A 15,469-nucleotide genomic window follows, 5' to 3' on the forward strand; every position below is an offset into this window, starting at 1 on the left:
CCCTGCTCAGAAGGCGAAGTTGAGGATGATGACCATGACGAGCGCGACGCCGGCGAGCGGCAGCGTGCGGCGGTACCAGGGGTACGTCGCCTCGTCCGCGTCGACGAGGTTCTCGCGCGGGGTCTCGGAGTAGACCAGGCCGACCAGCTCTGCGCGGGGCTTGGGCTTGGTGACCAGCGATACCGCGATGCTGAGCAGCACGTCGACCACGAACGCCGCGCCGGCGGCCACGAACGACGCGCCCTGGCCGCTGAGCGGGAGTACGCCGAGGCTCAGCGAGCCGAAGGAGTCCTCGCTGAGGAACGCCACCGAGACCGCCGCCAGGGTGCCGGCCACCAGGCCGACCCAGCCCGCGGTCGCGGTCATCCGGCGCCAGAACATGCCGAGGATGAAGGTCGCGAAGAGCGGGGCGTTGAAGAACCCGAACAGCGTCTGGAGGTAGTCCATGATGTTCGAGAAGCTCGAGGCGAAGAACGCGGTGCCGATCGCCGCCGCGGTCGCGCCGACGGTCGCGAGCCGGCCGACGCGCAGGTAGTAGGCGTCGTCGCGGTCCTTCACGACGTAGCGCTGCCACAGGTCGTAGGAGAACACCGCGTTGAACGCGGAGATGTTGGCCGCCATGCCGGCCATGAACGCCGCGAGCAGGCCGGTGATCGCCAGGCCGAGCAACCCGTTGGGCAACAGGTCGCGCATCAAGTAGAGCAACGAGTCGTTGAGCTTGACGGTGCCGCTGGCGCCGCCCTCGACGGTCTCACCGGCCTTGGTCTGGGCGATCTCGGTGACGAGCACCGCCGCGATCATGCCGGGCAGGATCGTGATGAACGGGACGAACATCTTCGGGAAGGCGCCGATGATCGGCGTCTTGCGCGCCGAGCTGATCGAGTCCGAGGCCATCGCGCGCTGGACCTCGACGAAGTTCGTCGTCCAGTAGCCGAAGGACAGCACGAAGCCGAGACCGAAGACGATGCCGATGACCGAGAGGAAGCTGGAGTCGAAGCCGGTGAGCGCGTTGCCGGGCCAGGAGTTCAGCTGCTCGGCCGCCGAGGCGGAGCCGCCGGTGCCGGCGTTCTCGGTGATCTTGTCCTTCAGCCCGCCCCAGCCGCCGACGCGGTCCAGGCCGATGAGGGTCAGCGGCAGCAGCGCGGCCACGATCACGAAGAACTGCAGCACCTCGTTGTAGATCGCCGCGCTCAGTCCGCCCAGGGTGATGTAGGAGAGCACCACGATCGCGGCCACCAGCAGCGCCACGATCAGGTCCCAGCCGAGCAGCGCCTGGATGATCGTGCCGAGCAGGTAGAGGTTGATGCCGGCGATCAGGAGCTGGGCGACCGCGAAGGACAGCGAGTTGACCAGGTGGGCGCCGGTGCCGAAGCGGCGGTACATGAACTCCGGGACCGAGCGGACCTTGGACCCGTAGTAGAACGGCATCATCACGACGCCGAGGAACAGCATCGCCGGGATCGCGCCCACCCAGAAGTAGTGGACCGCCGGCAGGCCGTACTCCGCACCGTTGGCGGACATGCCCATGATCTCCACGGCGCCGAGGTTGGCCGAGATGAACGCCAGGCCGGTCACCCACGCCGGGAGCGAGCGCCCCGAGAGGAAGAAGTCCACCGAGTCCGACACCTGGCGCCGGGCGAGCACGCCGATGCCGATGACGACGGCGAAGTACAGCGCGATGACCAGGTAGTCGACGGGCTGGGCATCGATCAGGGTCCCTGCCGCGGTCGGAGCATCCATCAGCCAACGCCTCTCTGCGCGTGCCCCGCACGACCCGTGCGCGCGATGAGCATCAGGTCGGGTGCCCGTTCGTCCGAGGGAGCAAACCGACGGGTGACGGGCCGCACAAGACCCGGCACGGCGCCCATCGACGGCACGTCGACGTCAGCACGACATCACCAGACCCTTGACCTGACATCATCGTGGTGTCACCGTGGTGCGTATGGACATCACGCCGTACGTCGAGAGCCTGCGCCGCGACCTGGCCGCCGCGGCGGCCACGGGCGATGAGGAGGTACGCCGCGCGGCCGAGCGCCTCGGCCACGCACTCGACCCCGCGGCCCGGCTGGCGATCATGGAGGCGGTCTCCCAGGCGGCCAGCGAGATCACCGCGGAGATGCCCGCCGGCGGGGTGGACGTGCGCCTCGACGGGCGCGAGCTCGCGTTCGTGGTGGACTCCCTCCCGCCGGCCCCCCCGACCCCTCCGACCCCGCCCGCACCCCCGGCCGCGGGCGCGGGCGCGGAGGACGAGGAGGAGGACAGCGTCGCCCGGATCACGCTGCGGATGCCCGAATCGGTGAAGGCCCGGGCTGAGGAGCTCGCGGCCAGGTCCGGTCAGTCGCTCAACGCCTGGCTGGTGCAGGCGATCCGCGCCGCCACCCAGGAGCACGCCGTCAACGTCGACATCGACCTCTCCAGCATCCCCTTCCTCGGCTCCGACCCGCTGGGTCTGGGCCGCCCCGGCAACCGTCGGATGACCGGTTGGCTCTGAGCCCGAGCACCAGAAGGCATCGGCCGTACGAGGAGACACCATGAGCATCGTCCGCACCCACGACCTCCCGACCCCCGACCCGGTCGACCTCCTCGTCGAGCTCCGTCACGGCCGCATCGAGCTCACCGCGACGCAGACCGACGTGACCCGGGTCCGGGTCATCGGCGCCGACGCCCCGGCCACCACCGTGGTGCAGCGCGGGGACCGGATCGAGGTGCTCGCCCCGCAGCACCGCTCCGGCTTCCTCGGCGGCGCCGAGGCCGACCTGGTCGTCGAGGTCGAGCTGCCGACGGCGAGCAACGCGGCACTGCGTACCGCCTCCGCCGGCGTCAGCGTGGCCGGGTCGCTGGCCAGCCTCCAGGTCCGCACCGGCTCCGGGCAGGTGCGGGTCGAGGAGCTCACCGGGCCCGCACAGATCGAGAGCGGGTCGGGCACCGTGCGCATCGAGCGCGCGCTCGCCGACCTCCGCGTGAAGAGCGGATCCGGTGACGTCGTCCTGGGTTGCAGCACCGGCGCGATGACGACCTCCACCGGGTCCGGCGACGTCGTGATCGGCGAGCTCGAGGGCGCCGGCGTCGTCAAGACCGGCACCGGCGACCTGCGGATCCGCACACTGGCCGCCGACGTCACCCTCACCACCGGCAGCGGGGACCTCACGGTCGCCACGGCCACCCGCGGCCGGCTGCGGAGCACCGGCGCGTCCGGCGACGTGCGCGTCGGCGTACCCGACGGCGTCGCGGTGTGGACCGACGTCACCACGATCAGCGGCACCGTCCGCTCCGACCTCGCGGGCACCGGCGCCCCCGCCGAGGGTCAGGACCACATCGAGCTGCGCGCCACCACCGTCAGCGGCGACATCGTCGTGGTGCCGGCCTGACGCGTCACCCGTCCCGGGCCGAGACGGCCCCCGCACCCGAGGAGCACCCCATGAGCGAGTTCCGTCCCCTCATCGAGGAGCAGGCACGCCACCAGATCGACGAGCGGATCGCCCGGGCCTCCAGCCCGCGTGTCCCGCGCCTGCCCCGGCGTCACCGCCTCGCGGCCGGTCTGCGCCGGGTCGCGGATCGTCTCGAGAACTGAAGCCGGGTCAGGACTTCATGGCGACGCCGTGGCGCCAGTAGCCCATGAAGGCCACCTGGCGGCGGTCGAAGCCGTGGTCCTTGACCAGCGCGCGGCGCAGCCCGGTGACCATGCGCGACTCCCCCGCGATCCACAGGTAGAGCCCGTCGCGGACGTCGGCCTCCCCCAGCACCGCCGGGTCGAGCACCGCCTCGCCGGAGGAGGAGTACGTCGGGGTCTCCCACAGGTCGGGGTCGACCTCGTCCTCGGCGACCTCCGCCACCGCGGTCTCCGCGGCCTCGGCGAGCCCGAGGTGCTCGAGCACCGCGAGGTGCAGGCGGGAGCCGAGCGGGGCGCCCTCGCGGGGCAGCCAGACGATCTGGACGCCCTCGGGGTGCACCACCGAGAGGATGTCCCCGATCCGGGGGACCTCGAGGAAGGCGGCACCCTGGGCCTCGGGCGGCAGCTGGGCCAGGATCGCGGTGATCGCGGGGACCGCGGTCTCGTCGCCGGCCAGCAGCACCCGCGACGCGGCCCCGGGCACGAACTCGATGCCGCCGAACTGCTGGCCACGGCGCGGCGCCAGCACCACTGCCCGGTCGCCCACGCGCGCGGCGGCGGCCCAGGCCGCACCCGGCCCGGACTCGCCGTCCTCGTGCAGCACGATGTCCACGACGATCCGGGTGTCGGCGCCCTGGCCGCGGACCTCGCGGATCGTGTAGGTCCGCATCACCCCGCGTTCCTCGACCGGCCGCTCCAGCCAGGCGGCGTACCACCCGGCGTCGGCGTCCTCGAAGCTCGGCAGCGGCGCGCCCGGGGCGTGCGGGACGATCAACTTGAAGCGCTGGTCCCACCACGGACCGTCGACCCCGAGCTCGGCCAGCGCGGGGCTGCCGAGCTCGAGACGCACGAAGCTGGGCGAGATCCGGTCCACGCGACGCACCTCGACCTCCTCCAGAAGCATGGGGAGGGCGTGCGTGGGTGTGGCGGTCATCGGGTTCCCGTCGTTGGCGTTAGGCAAACCTAACCTTACGCCCGCAGGTGGTCCCTCGCAGCCGGGCGATCAGATCGGCGTGCGGTGGAAGTTCTGGAAGGAGCGCGACGGGGTGGGACCGCGCTGGCCCTGGTAGCGCGAGCCGTACTTCGCCGAGCCGTAGGGGTGCTCCGAGGGCGAGGTCAGCCGGAAGAAGCAGAACTGGCCGATCTTCATCCCCGGGTAGAGCTTGATCGGCAGCGTGGCGACGTTGGCCAGCTCCAACGTGACGTGGCCGGAGAAACCCGGGTCGACGAAGCCGGCGGTGGCGTGGGTGAGCAGGCCGAGACGGCCCAGGGAGGACTTGCCCTCCACCCGGGCCGCGACGTCGTCGGGGAGGGTCAGCACCTCGTAGGTGGAGCCGAGCACGAACTCGCCGGGGTGCAGGATGAACGGCTCGTCGCCCTCCGGCTCGACCTCGCGGGTCAGGTCGCTCTGGTCCGCGGCGGGGTCGATGTGGGGGTATCGGTGGTTCTCGAACACCCGGAAGAACCGGTCCAGCCGCACGTCCACCGACGACGGCTGCAGCATCGCCGGGTCCCAGGGGTCGAGCGCGACCCGTCCGGACACGATCTCGGCGGTGATGTCGCGATCAGAGAGCAGCACGCGCTCAACCTACCGGCAGCGAGATCGACGGCGGGAGGTCCGCGCCCATCTGGGACGATCGCGCGGTGAGTCTCTCCCGTCAGGTACGCCGCGCCTCCCTCACCGGACTCCTGGCGGTGGCCAGCGTCGCGCTGGTCAACCTCACCCTGCTCGGTTATCTCGCCGCCGTCGTGAACCCCGCCATCGACAAGATCGGCACCGGCGCACGGGCCGAGCGGACGAAGCACATGGCGATGATCGACCAGGAGACCGGGCTGCGCGCCTACCTGATCACCGGCGACCGCGAGATGCTCGACGTCTACTTCGTGGCCCGTCAGGAGCTCGCCGGTCGCCTGGCGACCGCCCGGGAGGCCTTCGAGGACGAGGCCGAGCTCCCGGCGCTGCTGGATGAGCAGGAGGAGCGGATCCGGCGCTGGACCACCGAGTGGGCGCAGCCGGCGATGGCCCGCGGCGCGACGTTCAGCCGCAGCGCCGTGGACGCTGAACGCCGCCAGTTCGTGCGCGATGGCCAGACGCTGTTCGACGACTACCGCGACGCCTACCAGGAGGTCCAGGAGGCCGCCGACGCCCGCCGCGAGAGCCTGGACGCCCACCGCCAGGAGGTCATCCAGGTGGCGCTGGTCGCCGAGGTGCTGCTGCTGGTCGGCGGTGTGCTGATGATGGCTGTGCAACGGCGGCGACTGGTCGGTTCGGTGGTCGCCCCCGTCGACCAGCTGCTCACCCAGATCCGCACCCTCGGCCGGGGCGACCTCACCGCCCGCAACGAGGTCGCGCACCCCCGAGAGCTGAGCGCCATCGGCGAGGGGCTCGACGAGATGGCCGACGCGCTGAGCGCCGCGCGCGAGGACACCCGGCGTCACGAGGCCGAGCTGATCGAGGCCCGGCGTACCGCCGAGGGGGCGAACACCGCCAAGTCGGCGTTCCTGGCCACGATGAGCCACGAGATCCGCACCCCGATGAACGCCGTCATCGGCATGTCCGAGCTGCTGCTCGACACCGACCTCGCCGCAGACCAGCGCGAGTACGCCGAGACCGTCCGCAACAGCGGGTCGACGCTGCTGGCGATCATCAACGACGTCCTGGACTTCTCCAAGATCGAGGCCGGCGAGCTCGAGCTCGAGCATCACCCGTTCGTGCTGCGCGACTGCGTCGAGAGCTGCCTGGACCTGGTGGCGGCGCAGGCCAGCGCCAAGGGCCTCGACCTGGTCGCCCACATCGACCCGGCGGTGCCGCCGGTGGTCGTGGGCGACGTGACCCGGCTGCGTCAGGTACTGGCCAACCTGGTCGGCAACGCGGTGAAGTTCACCGCGGCCGGCGAGGTGCTCGTCTCGGTCGCGCCGGCCACCGGTCCCAGCTCCGGTTCGGGTTCGTGCGTCCTCGCCTTCGCGGTGTGCGACACCGGCGACGGCATCCCGGCCGACCGGATGGACAGGCTGTTCCGCTCCTTCTCCCAGGTCGACTCCAGCACCACCCGCGTGTACGGCGGCACCGGTCTCGGCCTGGCGATCAGCCAGCGCCTCGTGGACGCCATGGGCGGTCGCATCGACGTGACCAGCGAGGTCGGGGTCGGCTCGACGTTCACCGTGGTGGTGCCGCTCGAGCGCGGCGAGGAGCAGGAGGACCGGGTGCGGGTGGCACCGGCGGAGCTGCCGGGCCGCCGCGCGCTCGTCGTCGACGACAACGCCACGAACCGGCGCATCCTGCGCGCCCAGCTGGAGTCGTGGGGCATGCACGTGGTCGACGAGGAGTCGCCGGTCGAGGCGCTCGTCGCCGCCGCCGAGCGGGTGCCCGACGTCGCGATCCTCGACATGCACATGCCCGACCTCGACGGCGTGGCGCTCGCCACCGGGCTGCGGGCGACCGCCGGCTGGGAGGACGTCCCGCTGGTGCTGCTCACCTCGCTCGGTGACCGGATCCCGGGCGCGGCCGAGCTCGGCCTGGTGCACCTCACCAAGCCGGTCAAGGCCGTCGCGCTGCGCAGCACCGTGGCCAGCAGCCTGGGCGGGCGGATCTCCGAGGCCGAGCGCCCCGAGCACCAGCCGATCGGCCGGCTGCGGGTGCTGCTCGCCGAGGACAACCCGGTGAACCAGCGCGTGGCCGGCCTGATGCTCGAGCGGCTCGGCCAGCGCCCGGTGATCGTCGCCAACGGCCAGGAGGCGCTCGAGGCCGTGCGCACCGCGCCGTACGACCTGGTGCTGATGGACGTGCAGATGCCGGTGATGGACGGTCATGAGGCGACCCGCCGGATCCGCGCCGAGCTGCCGCCCGAGGACCAGCCCCGGATCGTCGCGCTGAGCGCCAACGCGCTGGTCGAGCAGCGCGAGGACAGCCTCCTCGCCGGGATGGACGCCCACCTCGCCAAGCCGGTGCGCTCCGAGGAGCTCGCCGAGGAGCTGCGTCGTACGCCGCGGCGCGGGGGCCCGGCACCCGAGCGACCGGAGGAGCCGGCCCCGGCGGCCACCGCCGCGGCCGCCCCGACCGAGGCGGCGCTGCTCGCCGCCGTCGACCCGATGGTGCTCGAGGCGCTGCTGCGCCACCTGGGCGACAGCGGTCCGGCCCTCGCCGAGTCGTTGATCTCCGCGTGGCGCACCGACGCCGAGCAGCAGGTCGAGCTCCTGTGCCGGGCAGCCGCGGACGAGGACCGCGCCGGCGCCGCCGCCGTCGCGCACAGCCTGAAGTCCGCCAGCGCGGCCGTGGGTGCCGTGCGCCTGGCCGCGGCCTGCGCGGAGCTGGAGCGCGACCTCGCCGACGGCGCGCCGGTGGACCTGCGCCGGGCCGCTGACCGGGTCTGCGCCGAGGTGGACGCCGCCCGGGTGGCGTTCACTCGCTGAGGTCGTCCCCGCCCTCGTAGAGCCCCACGACGGCGTCACCCTCGACCACCTTCACCGGCATCCCGGCGATCTCGGCGAAGCGCTGCTGGAGCTCGGCCCGGCGTGTCTCCTCGAGCGGCGCAGCCACGCCGACGACCATTCCGCTCAGGTCGCCGCACGCGCCGGTCGAGGTCAGCTCCACGTCGGGCATCCGCTGGGCGCGCTCCCACAGCGTCACAGAGGCGTCGTGGACGTCCAGGCCCGACCACCGCACCTCGTCCACGATCACCCGCACACCACCGGCCTGCTCCCCCGCCAGCGCCTGCACCTCGGGCGGCGCCGGGGCGCGCCAGGACACCACCACCGCGCCGGCGTCCTTCCACAACGCGATGCCCGCGTTCCCGGACAGCCCGTCGGTCTCGCGGCGCACCAGGCCGGCGACCGGGAGGATCGCCTGTTCCAGGACGCGGTCCACCTGGGCGGCGACGTCCAGGCGCTGCGACCACGGCGCCACCAGCGCCACACGGTGCTCCGGCAGCTGCTGCTCGGCGAGCCCGACGTTGCCCTGCACCAGCGCGACCACCCCCAGCGCGGTGGGCTCGGCGTGGCGCACCGTCCACACGTTGCGCACCAGCCCGCGCACCTCCGTGACCACCCGCTCCTGCTCGGCCAGGTCCGGGATCGGCGCCGGGTCGCGGAAGACCCGGTGCCCCAGCGGGCAGTCGAACACCGCGGCCCCCTCGGCCCCGTCGGCCGGTGCGGTCGCGGGGTTCGACGGGCCAGACCCCTCGGGGCCGTCGGGGCCGCTCGGCAGCACCGTGGCCGCCAGGGCCACGCCCACGACCACGGCGCCGGCCCCGGCCGCGACCGCAGCCGCGCGCAACCGACGTCGGCGCCGCACCCCTCGTCGTACGACGGAGCCGGCAGCGGCCGTGGGCCGGGCCGCCGCGGCGACGGCAGTCAACGGCGCTCGCAGGGCGTCCTCGGTCCTGCTCTCGTCCCGGGGCTCGTCCATCACTCCACCTCCATGCGTTCCTCGGCCGCCTCGCGCAGCCGGGCCAGGCCTCGGGACAGGTGGCTTCGCGCGGTGCCCTCGGAGCAACGGAGCCGCGCGGCGATCTCGGCGTGCTCGAGGTCCTCGAGCACGCGCAGCACGACCGCGGCGCGCTGGTGGGGGCTCAGCCCGGCCAGCGCCGTGAGCAGCCACGGGTCGAGCTCCTCGACGATGACCACCGGAGCCGCTCGCTCGGGCAGCAGGCCAGGGAGCAGCTCGCGGCACAGCCGACGGGCGCGGTCCACCCGCAGCCGCACCAGCGTGGTGCGGGCGTAGCCGCCGGGGTTCTGGTCGGCCAGGCGGCGCCACCGGACCCCGACACGCACGAGCGCCTCCTGCACCAGGTCCCAGGCGTCGTGCGGGTTGCCGGTCAGCGCGTGGGCGAGCCCGAGCAGCCGCGGCGTCTCCGCCTCGACGAACTCCTCGAACCCGTCCATCCGCCCACCCTCCCCGTGTGTCCGGCCCGCGTGTCCGGCCGCCGCTGTGGCCCATCCGACACCCTCCCAACGCCCGGCGGGGCCGCAACGTTGAGACCGTGGAGCCGGTCGGCAAGATGGGGTCATGTCCTTCCGCCGCTACGTCGCCCTGGGCGACTCCTTCACCGAAGGTGTCGGTGACCCCGACCCGACCCGCCCCAACGGCCTGCGCGGCTGGGCCGACCGGACCGCCGAGGTGCTCGCGGCGCGGGCGGAGGCCGAGGGCCACGACTTCGGCTACGCCAACCTGGCGATCCGCGGCCGCAAGCTGCTGGGGATCATCGAGGAGCAGGTGGAACCGGCGATCGCGCTCGAGCCGGACCTGATCACGATCTACGCCGGCGCCAACGACATCGTGCGCCCCAAGGTGGACCTCGACGCCCTCGCCACGGCGTACGACGAGGCGGTGGGCCGGCTCGCGGCGACCGGCGCGCGGCTGGTGCTGTTCACGGCGTTCGACCCGGGCGCGAACGGCATCTACGCCCCGATCCGCGGCCGGTTCGCGCTCTACAACGAGCACGTGCGGATGATCGCGGAGACCCACGGCGCGGTCGTGGCGGACTCCTGGCGGGTCTCCCAGCTGCTGCCCGAGGGCGTGCTCGCCCACGACCCGCGGCTGTGGGACGTGGACCGGATGCACCTCGGCCCGGCCGGGCACCAGATCGTGGCGGCGATGCTGCTCGACGCCCTCGGCGTGGAGCACGACCTCGCCCCGCTCCCGCTGCCGGACCTCGACGAGGTCTCCCGCGGTGAGCGGCTGCGCGCCGACGCCCGCTGGGCGAAGGAGTTCCTCGCGCCGTGGATCCACCGCCGGCTCACCGGCCGCTCCTCCGGCGACACCATCGAGCCCAAGCACCCGGACTTCGTGCGGGTCGGTGCCACAGGTCTCGGCGACGCCGTATAAGGTGTCGACGACCCGGTGCTCCGGGTCGTGCGGATGTAGCTCAGTTGGTAGAGCGCGACCTTCCCAAGGTCGATGTCGCGAGTTCGAGTCTCGTCATCCGCTCCAGTTCTCCCCCACAGGGCCCGACCGGGCCCCGCGCCCGCCCTCCCGGCCCGCTTTCGTAGGGTGATCGGCGTGAGCGAGTTCGCTGGTTTCCCCGTCGCCGCCCTGGACTTCTACGACGACCTGGAGCTCGACAACACCCGGTCGTTCTGGGAGGCCCACAAGCAGGTCTACCTCGACGCCGTGCGGGCGCCGATGGAGGCGCTGTGCGCCGCCCTGGAGCCGGAGTTCGGCGCGGCGAAGATCTTCCGGCCCTACCGCGACGTGCGCTTCCGCAAGGACAAGACGCCGTACAAGACCCACCAGGGCGCGTTCGTGGCGGTCGGCGCCTCGACCGGGTGGTACGTCCAGATCTCCCCGCGCGGCGTCAGCACCGAGGGCGGCTTCTACCGCGCCACCCCCGAGCACCTGGCCCGGATCCGCAGCGCGATCGACGAGACGCGCACCGGTACCGAGCTGGAGCAGATCGTCGCCGCACTGCGCAGCGAGGGCTGGGAGGTCGGCGGCGACCGGCTGAAGACGACGCCGCGCGGCTACGACGCCGACCACCCGCGCATCGACCTGCTGCGGCACCGCTCGCTGAGCGCCGTCCACGACATCGGGTTCGGGCCGGTCGTGCACACCGGCGAGCTCCTCGACGTCGTCCGCGCGGACTGGGCGCGACTGCGCCCGCTGGTCGAGTGGGTGGCGCGCTACACCGACTGAGGCCGCACCGAGCCGGCCGGGCTCAGGGGCGGGTGAAGCTCGCCATCGTCCGCTCGGGCTCCCAGAAGGCGCGCATCGAGGTGACCCGGCCGTCGCCGTCGATGACGTAGACGGTGATCAGGTCGGTCGTGGTGTGACTGCCGTCGGCGAACGACGTGCGGATCGACGCGAGGTTGGCGCAGGTGTTGCTGCCGGGGTTGGCGAACGACTCGGTGACGGTGAACTCGAAGCGGTCGATCGGCGCGATCGCGGTCTCCCAGAACTTCCGCAGTCCGGCGTGCCCGTGGTGCCCGCGGCCCTCGGGGTCGAACATCGAGGGGCCGACCGGGTCCTCGAGCACGGCGTCCTCGGCGTACACCGTCAGCCATTCCTCGAGGTCGCCCTTCGCGACCGCGGAGAACGAGCGCTGCGAGGCCAGCCGCGCTGGGTGCGGGTCGGTCGCGGCCAGCCAGGTGAGCGCGTCGCTGGTGATGCCCTCGGTCGTCATGTCCGGGAGCCTAGAACTGAAACACGTTCTCGTGAAGGGGTTCTCGCCGAGTCGGCGCCCAGGGTGGCGCGTCAGTGCGGCTGCCAGGCGTCCTCGTCGGCAGTGCGGGAGGTGACCGCCTCGGGGAGCCGGCCGTCGGCGAGCTGCTGGATCGAGACCTGCTCGAAGACGTCGCGCAGGGAGTGGCGCGCGGCGATCCAGACGTGCTGGAGCACGTCGGCGGCCTCGTTGTAGGTGACCGCCTCGGGACGCAGGCCGTAGACCGAGACCAGCGGGCCGTCGACGGCGCGGATCACGTCGGCGACGGAGACGTCGGCGGCGGGGCGGGCCATCCGCCAACCGCCGGACTGACCGCGCTGGGAGATCACCACGCCGGCGCGGCGCAGGTCGGCGAGGATCGCCTGGAGGAACCCGTGCGGGATCTCCTGGAGGCGCCCGAGCTCCTCGGCACTGATGGCGCGACCGTCAGGACGCGCCGCCATCTCGATCAGCGCACGCAGGGCGTAGTCGGACTTGGCGGAAACACGCATGGGTCCAGTGTGTCAGAAATGTCGATGGACCCAGTCGACGATCCCCCGGCTGGCCTCGATGGATGCCGGGGGCTCGTCGCTCAGACCGTCGGCAGGACGGAGTCGGCGGGGTCGACAGCGTCACCATCGTGCCCGGAGAGGCGGGCCAGCTCGGCCTCGGCGGCGCGGGCCGCGCGCTCCTGGCGCACCGCCCAGACGATGCCGGAGATCCACGCGACGACCAGGACGATCAGGATCGCGCCGACGGCGGCACCGGAGACACCGAGGGTCTCGATGATGGTCTTGGCGTTGGTGACGATGATCAGGCCACCGGCGGCGACGCCGAGGACCCGGGCGGCGAGCTTCTTGACCAGCCAGGCCGCGATGGGGGCGGCGACGACACCGCCGGCGAGCAGCGCACCCGCGATGCCCCACTCGATCTCGGCGTGCCCCAGGGCCAGCAGGAAGCCCGCCGAGCCGCCGATCGCCACGAGGAACTCGGAGGTGTCGATCGAGCCGATCACCTTGCGCGGCTCCAGACGACCCGAGGAGAGCAGCGTGGTGGTGCCGACCGGGCCCCAGCCGCCGCCACCGATGGCGTCGAGCGCGCCGCCGACCAGGCCCATCGGGGCGAGCATCGCGGCCGGCGGACGACCCTTGAACGTCGGGCGCTTGCCGCCGAGCACCAGGAAGCGCCAGATCACGTAGACACCCAGCGCCAGCAGGATGCCCGCGACCCACGGCTTGGCCGCGTCGCCGTCCAGGCTGACCAGGAACGTCGCACCCGCGAACGCCCCGACCAGGCCGGGGACGGCCAGGATCGAGACGGTGCGCCAGTCGACGTTGCCGAGCTTGTGGTGGGAGATGCCGGAGACCAGCGAGGTCCCGATCTCGGAGAAGTGGACAGCCGCCGAGGCGGCCGCCGGAGCGACGCCCGCGGCGAGGAGCAGCGTGGACGACGTGACGCCGTACGCCATGCCGAGCGAGCCGTCGATGAGCTGGGCCAGGAATCCGACGAATCCGAGCACGATGAGCTGACGCATGAAGGTTGCACCCTTGGGTCGATCGGTGACTGCACCCGCCACCGAGCGGACAAATAAACGATCAGACCTCTGAGGACTAAATCTGACCGACTCTATGCACTTTAGCGCAACACCGAACAGACGCCACTTTGAGTGTCGCGTGTCGCGAACCACGGCCGATGCCGTCTTGCCTGGACGACGGATGCCCGCATAAGATGTTTGTTACTGGCCGGTAACGAACGTCCTGCGCGCCGCCTGGCCCCTTCCCGAGACACGAAAAGGTGGGTCCGTGAGCCACTACAAGAGCAACCTTCGCGACATCGAGTTCAACCTCTTCGAGGTCCTGGGCCGCGACAAGATCCTGGGCAGCGGGCCGTTCGCCGAGGTCGACGCCGACACCGCCCGCGAGATCCTGGCGGAGGTCGAGCGGATCTCGCGCGAGGACCTCGCCGCGTCCTACGAGGACAGCGACCGCAACCCGCCGGTCTTCGACCCGGCCACCCACACCGCGCCGATCCCGGAGTCGTTCCAGAAGAGCTACCGCGCCTGGATGGACGCGGAGTACTGGCGCCTGCAGATCAGCGAGGAGCTCGGCGGCACCCCCGCCCCCTCCAGCCTGAACTGGGCGATGGCGGAGATGATCCTCGGCGCCAACGCCCCGATCTGGATGTACGCCGCGGGCGCGCCGTTCGCCGGCGTCGTGCACCGCAACGGCAACGAGCGCGACAAGCGCATCGCCGAGATCATGGTCGAGCGTCAGTGGGGCGCCACCATGGTGCTCACCGAGCCCGACGCGGGCTCCGACGTCGGCGCCGGCCGCTCCAAGGCCACGCTCAACGACGACGGCTCGTGGAACATCACCGGCGTGAAGCGGTTCATCACCTCCGCCGAGCACGACATGAGCGAGAACATCATGCACATGGTGCTCGCCCGCCCCGAGGGCATCGAGGGCGTCGGCGGCCCGGGCACCAAGGGCCTCTCGCTGTTCCTGGTCCCGAAGTACCACTTCGACCACCAGACCGGCGAGCTCACCGGCGAGCGCAACGGCGTCTACGTCACCAACGTCGAGCACAAGATGGGCATCAAGGTCTCCAACACCTGCGAGTTGACCTTCGGCGACCCGCAGGTCGGCGGCGGCGAGCCGGCCCGCGGCTGGCTGCTCGGCGAGGTCCACCACGGCATCGCGCAGATGTTCCAGGTCATCGAGAACGCCCGGATGATGGTCGGCACCAAGGCCATCGCGACGCTCTCCACCGGCTACCTCAACGCGCTCGAGTACGCCAAGACCCGTGTCCAGGGCGCTGACCTGACCCGCTCGGGCGACAAGACCGCCCCGCGCGTCACGATCACCCAGCACCCCGACGTGCGCCGCTCGCTGATGGTGCAGAAGTCCTTCGCCGAGGCCATGCGCGCGCTGGTGCTCTACACCGCCACCTGGCAGGACGACGTGATGATCGCCGAGCACGCCGGCGAGACCGACACCGACGCCTACCGCCTCGCCAACGCCGTCAACGACCTGCTGCTGCCGATCGTCAAGGGCTACGGCTCGGAGCGCTCGTGGGTGCTGCTCGGCACCGAGTCGCTGCAGACCTTCGGCGGCTCGGGCTTCCTGCAGGAGTACCCCCTCGAGCAGTACGTCCGTGACGCCAAGATCGACACCCTCTACGAGGGCACGACGGCGATCCAGGGCCAGGACTTCTTCTTCCGCAAGATCGTGAAGGACCAGGGCCGCGCCCTGGGCCACCTCGCGGCGCAGATCAAGGAGCTCGTCGAGGACGAGAACGGCAACGCCCGCCTCAAGAACGAGCGCGCGCTGCTCGGCACCGCCCTCGAGGACGCCAACGCCCTGGTCGGGCACATGATCAACGACCTGATGTCGGCCGAGTCCGACGTGCGCAACCTCTACAAGGTCGGGCTCAACACCAGCCGCCTGCTGATGGTGCTCGGCGACGTGGTCTGCGGCTGGCTGCTGCTGCGCCAGGCCGAGGTCGCCCTCGCCAAGCTCGACGGCGCCGACGCCGGTTCGCTGTCGGCCAAGGACAAGGCCTTCTACGAGGGCAAGGTCGCCGCGGCGCAGTTCTTCGCGCAGTACAACCTGCCGAAGATCAGCGCCGAGCGCGCCATCGCCGAGGCCACCGACCTCTCGGTCATGGACCTGCCCGAGGACGCCTTCTGAGGCTCCGGCCGCGCACACCCGGACGACCCCCGTCT

General features: G+C 72.0%; 15 protein-coding genes and 1 tRNA gene. 8 read left to right on the forward strand and 8 right to left on the reverse strand.

The window, feature by feature from the left end; translation table 11 throughout:
* Positions 1–6 precede the first annotated feature (6 nt).
* Positions 7–1,740 carry a sodium:solute symporter family protein gene (locus GFH29_RS19265; RefSeq protein ID WP_153325344.1) on the reverse strand — a complete coding sequence of 578 codons (1,734 nt, stop codon included), beginning with the start codon at positions 1,738–1,740 and terminating at the stop codon, positions 7–9.
* Between the two features lie 202 nt (positions 1,741–1,942).
* Between GFH29_RS19265 and GFH29_RS19270 the strand changes: the two genes are divergently transcribed.
* Genes GFH29_RS19270 through GFH29_RS19280 form a run of 3 tightly spaced genes read left to right on the forward strand, consistent with a single transcriptional unit; the run spans position 1,943 to position 3,571 of the window.
* Positions 1,943–2,491 carry a toxin-antitoxin system HicB family antitoxin gene (locus GFH29_RS19270; protein ID WP_153325345.1) on the forward strand — a complete coding sequence of 183 codons (549 nt, stop codon included), beginning with the start codon at positions 1,943–1,945 and terminating at the stop codon, positions 2,489–2,491.
* Between the two features lie 40 nt (positions 2,492–2,531).
* Positions 2,532–3,368: a DUF4097 family beta strand repeat-containing protein gene (locus tag GFH29_RS19275; RefSeq protein ID WP_153325346.1), complete on the forward strand. Its 837-nt coding sequence runs from the start codon at positions 2,532–2,534 to the stop codon at positions 3,366–3,368.
* A gap of 50 nt (positions 3,369–3,418) precedes the next feature.
* Positions 3,419–3,571, forward strand: a complete 153-nt coding sequence (locus tag GFH29_RS19280) for a hypothetical protein (protein WP_153325347.1) — start codon at positions 3,419–3,421, stop codon at positions 3,569–3,571.
* 7 nt (positions 3,572–3,578) lie between these two features.
* Here GFH29_RS19280 and GFH29_RS19285 read toward each other — a convergent pair whose 3' ends face one another.
* Positions 3,579–4,544 carry a siderophore-interacting protein gene (locus GFH29_RS19285; RefSeq protein WP_228387629.1) on the reverse strand — a complete coding sequence of 322 codons (966 nt, stop codon included), beginning with the start codon at positions 4,542–4,544 and terminating at the stop codon, positions 3,579–3,581.
* Positions 4,545–4,613: 69 nt separating this feature from the next.
* The gene (dcd, locus tag GFH29_RS19290; protein WP_153325348.1) at positions 4,614–5,189 is read right to left on the reverse strand and encodes a dCTP deaminase; all 576 of its coding nucleotides are present in this window, start codon (positions 5,187–5,189) and stop codon (positions 4,614–4,616) included.
* A gap of 65 nt (positions 5,190–5,254) precedes the next feature.
* Here dcd and GFH29_RS19295 point away from each other — a divergent pair, with 65 nt between their 5' ends.
* Positions 5,255–8,020: a response regulator gene (locus tag GFH29_RS19295; RefSeq protein ID WP_153325349.1), complete on the forward strand. Its 2,766-nt coding sequence runs from the start codon at positions 5,255–5,257 to the stop codon at positions 8,018–8,020.
* On the opposite strand, the gene GFH29_RS19300 is transcribed toward GFH29_RS19295, so the two are convergent.
* Both GFH29_RS19300 and GFH29_RS19305 read right to left on the reverse strand, forming a co-directional pair.
* The gene (locus GFH29_RS19300; RefSeq protein ID WP_153325350.1) at positions 8,010–9,014 is read right to left on the reverse strand and encodes a hypothetical protein; all 1,005 of its coding nucleotides are present in this window, start codon (positions 9,012–9,014) and stop codon (positions 8,010–8,012) included. The genes GFH29_RS19295 and GFH29_RS19300 overlap by 11 nt on opposite strands.
* Positions 9,014–9,490: a SigE family RNA polymerase sigma factor gene (locus tag GFH29_RS19305; RefSeq protein ID WP_153325351.1), complete on the reverse strand. Its 477-nt coding sequence runs from the start codon at positions 9,488–9,490 to the stop codon at positions 9,014–9,016. Before GFH29_RS19305 ends, GFH29_RS19300 begins: the two co-directional genes overlap by 1 nt.
* A gap of 124 nt (positions 9,491–9,614) precedes the next feature.
* Here GFH29_RS19305 and GFH29_RS19310 point away from each other — a divergent pair, with 124 nt between their 5' ends.
* The 3 genes from GFH29_RS19310 (at position 9,615) to GFH29_RS19320 (ending at position 11,240) form a co-directional block, all read left to right on the forward strand.
* Complete coding sequence (locus GFH29_RS19310) at positions 9,615–10,433, forward strand: SGNH/GDSL hydrolase family protein (RefSeq protein WP_153325352.1); 819 nt, start codon at positions 9,615–9,617, stop codon at positions 10,431–10,433.
* 29 nt (positions 10,434–10,462) lie between these two features.
* Positions 10,463–10,538, forward strand: a tRNA-Gly gene (locus GFH29_RS19315).
* Positions 10,539–10,607: 69 nt separating this feature from the next.
* The gene (locus GFH29_RS19320) at positions 10,608–11,240 is read left to right on the forward strand and encodes a DUF2461 domain-containing protein (protein WP_228387630.1); all 633 of its coding nucleotides are present in this window, start codon (positions 10,608–10,610) and stop codon (positions 11,238–11,240) included.
* Between the two features lie 22 nt (positions 11,241–11,262).
* Here the strand turns inward: GFH29_RS19320 and GFH29_RS19325 are convergent, their stop codons facing one another.
* From GFH29_RS19325 to GFH29_RS19335, 3 genes are all read right to left on the reverse strand, one after another.
* Complete coding sequence (locus tag GFH29_RS19325) at positions 11,263–11,727, reverse strand: nuclear transport factor 2 family protein (protein WP_153325354.1); 465 nt, start codon at positions 11,725–11,727, stop codon at positions 11,263–11,265.
* A gap of 71 nt (positions 11,728–11,798) precedes the next feature.
* Entirely contained in the window at positions 11,799–12,257 is a 459-nt protein-coding gene (locus GFH29_RS19330) for an RrF2 family transcriptional regulator (RefSeq protein ID WP_153325355.1), read from the reverse strand.
* A gap of 80 nt (positions 12,258–12,337) precedes the next feature.
* A complete protein-coding gene (locus GFH29_RS19335; RefSeq protein WP_153325356.1) occupies positions 12,338–13,279 on the reverse strand; it encodes a sulfite exporter TauE/SafE family protein in 942 nt (313 codons plus the stop codon).
* 268 nt (positions 13,280–13,547) lie between these two features.
* Between GFH29_RS19335 and GFH29_RS19340 the strand changes: the two genes are divergently transcribed.
* A complete protein-coding gene (locus tag GFH29_RS19340) occupies positions 13,548–15,434 on the forward strand; it encodes an acyl-CoA dehydrogenase (RefSeq protein WP_153325357.1) in 1,887 nt (628 codons plus the stop codon).
* The last annotated feature ends 35 nt before the right edge of the window (positions 15,435–15,469 follow it).

The sequence above is a fragment of the Nocardioides sp. dk884 genome, assembly GCF_009557055.1.
In the GTDB taxonomy this organism is placed as follows: domain Bacteria; phylum Actinomycetota; class Actinomycetes; order Propionibacteriales; family Nocardioidaceae; genus Nocardioides.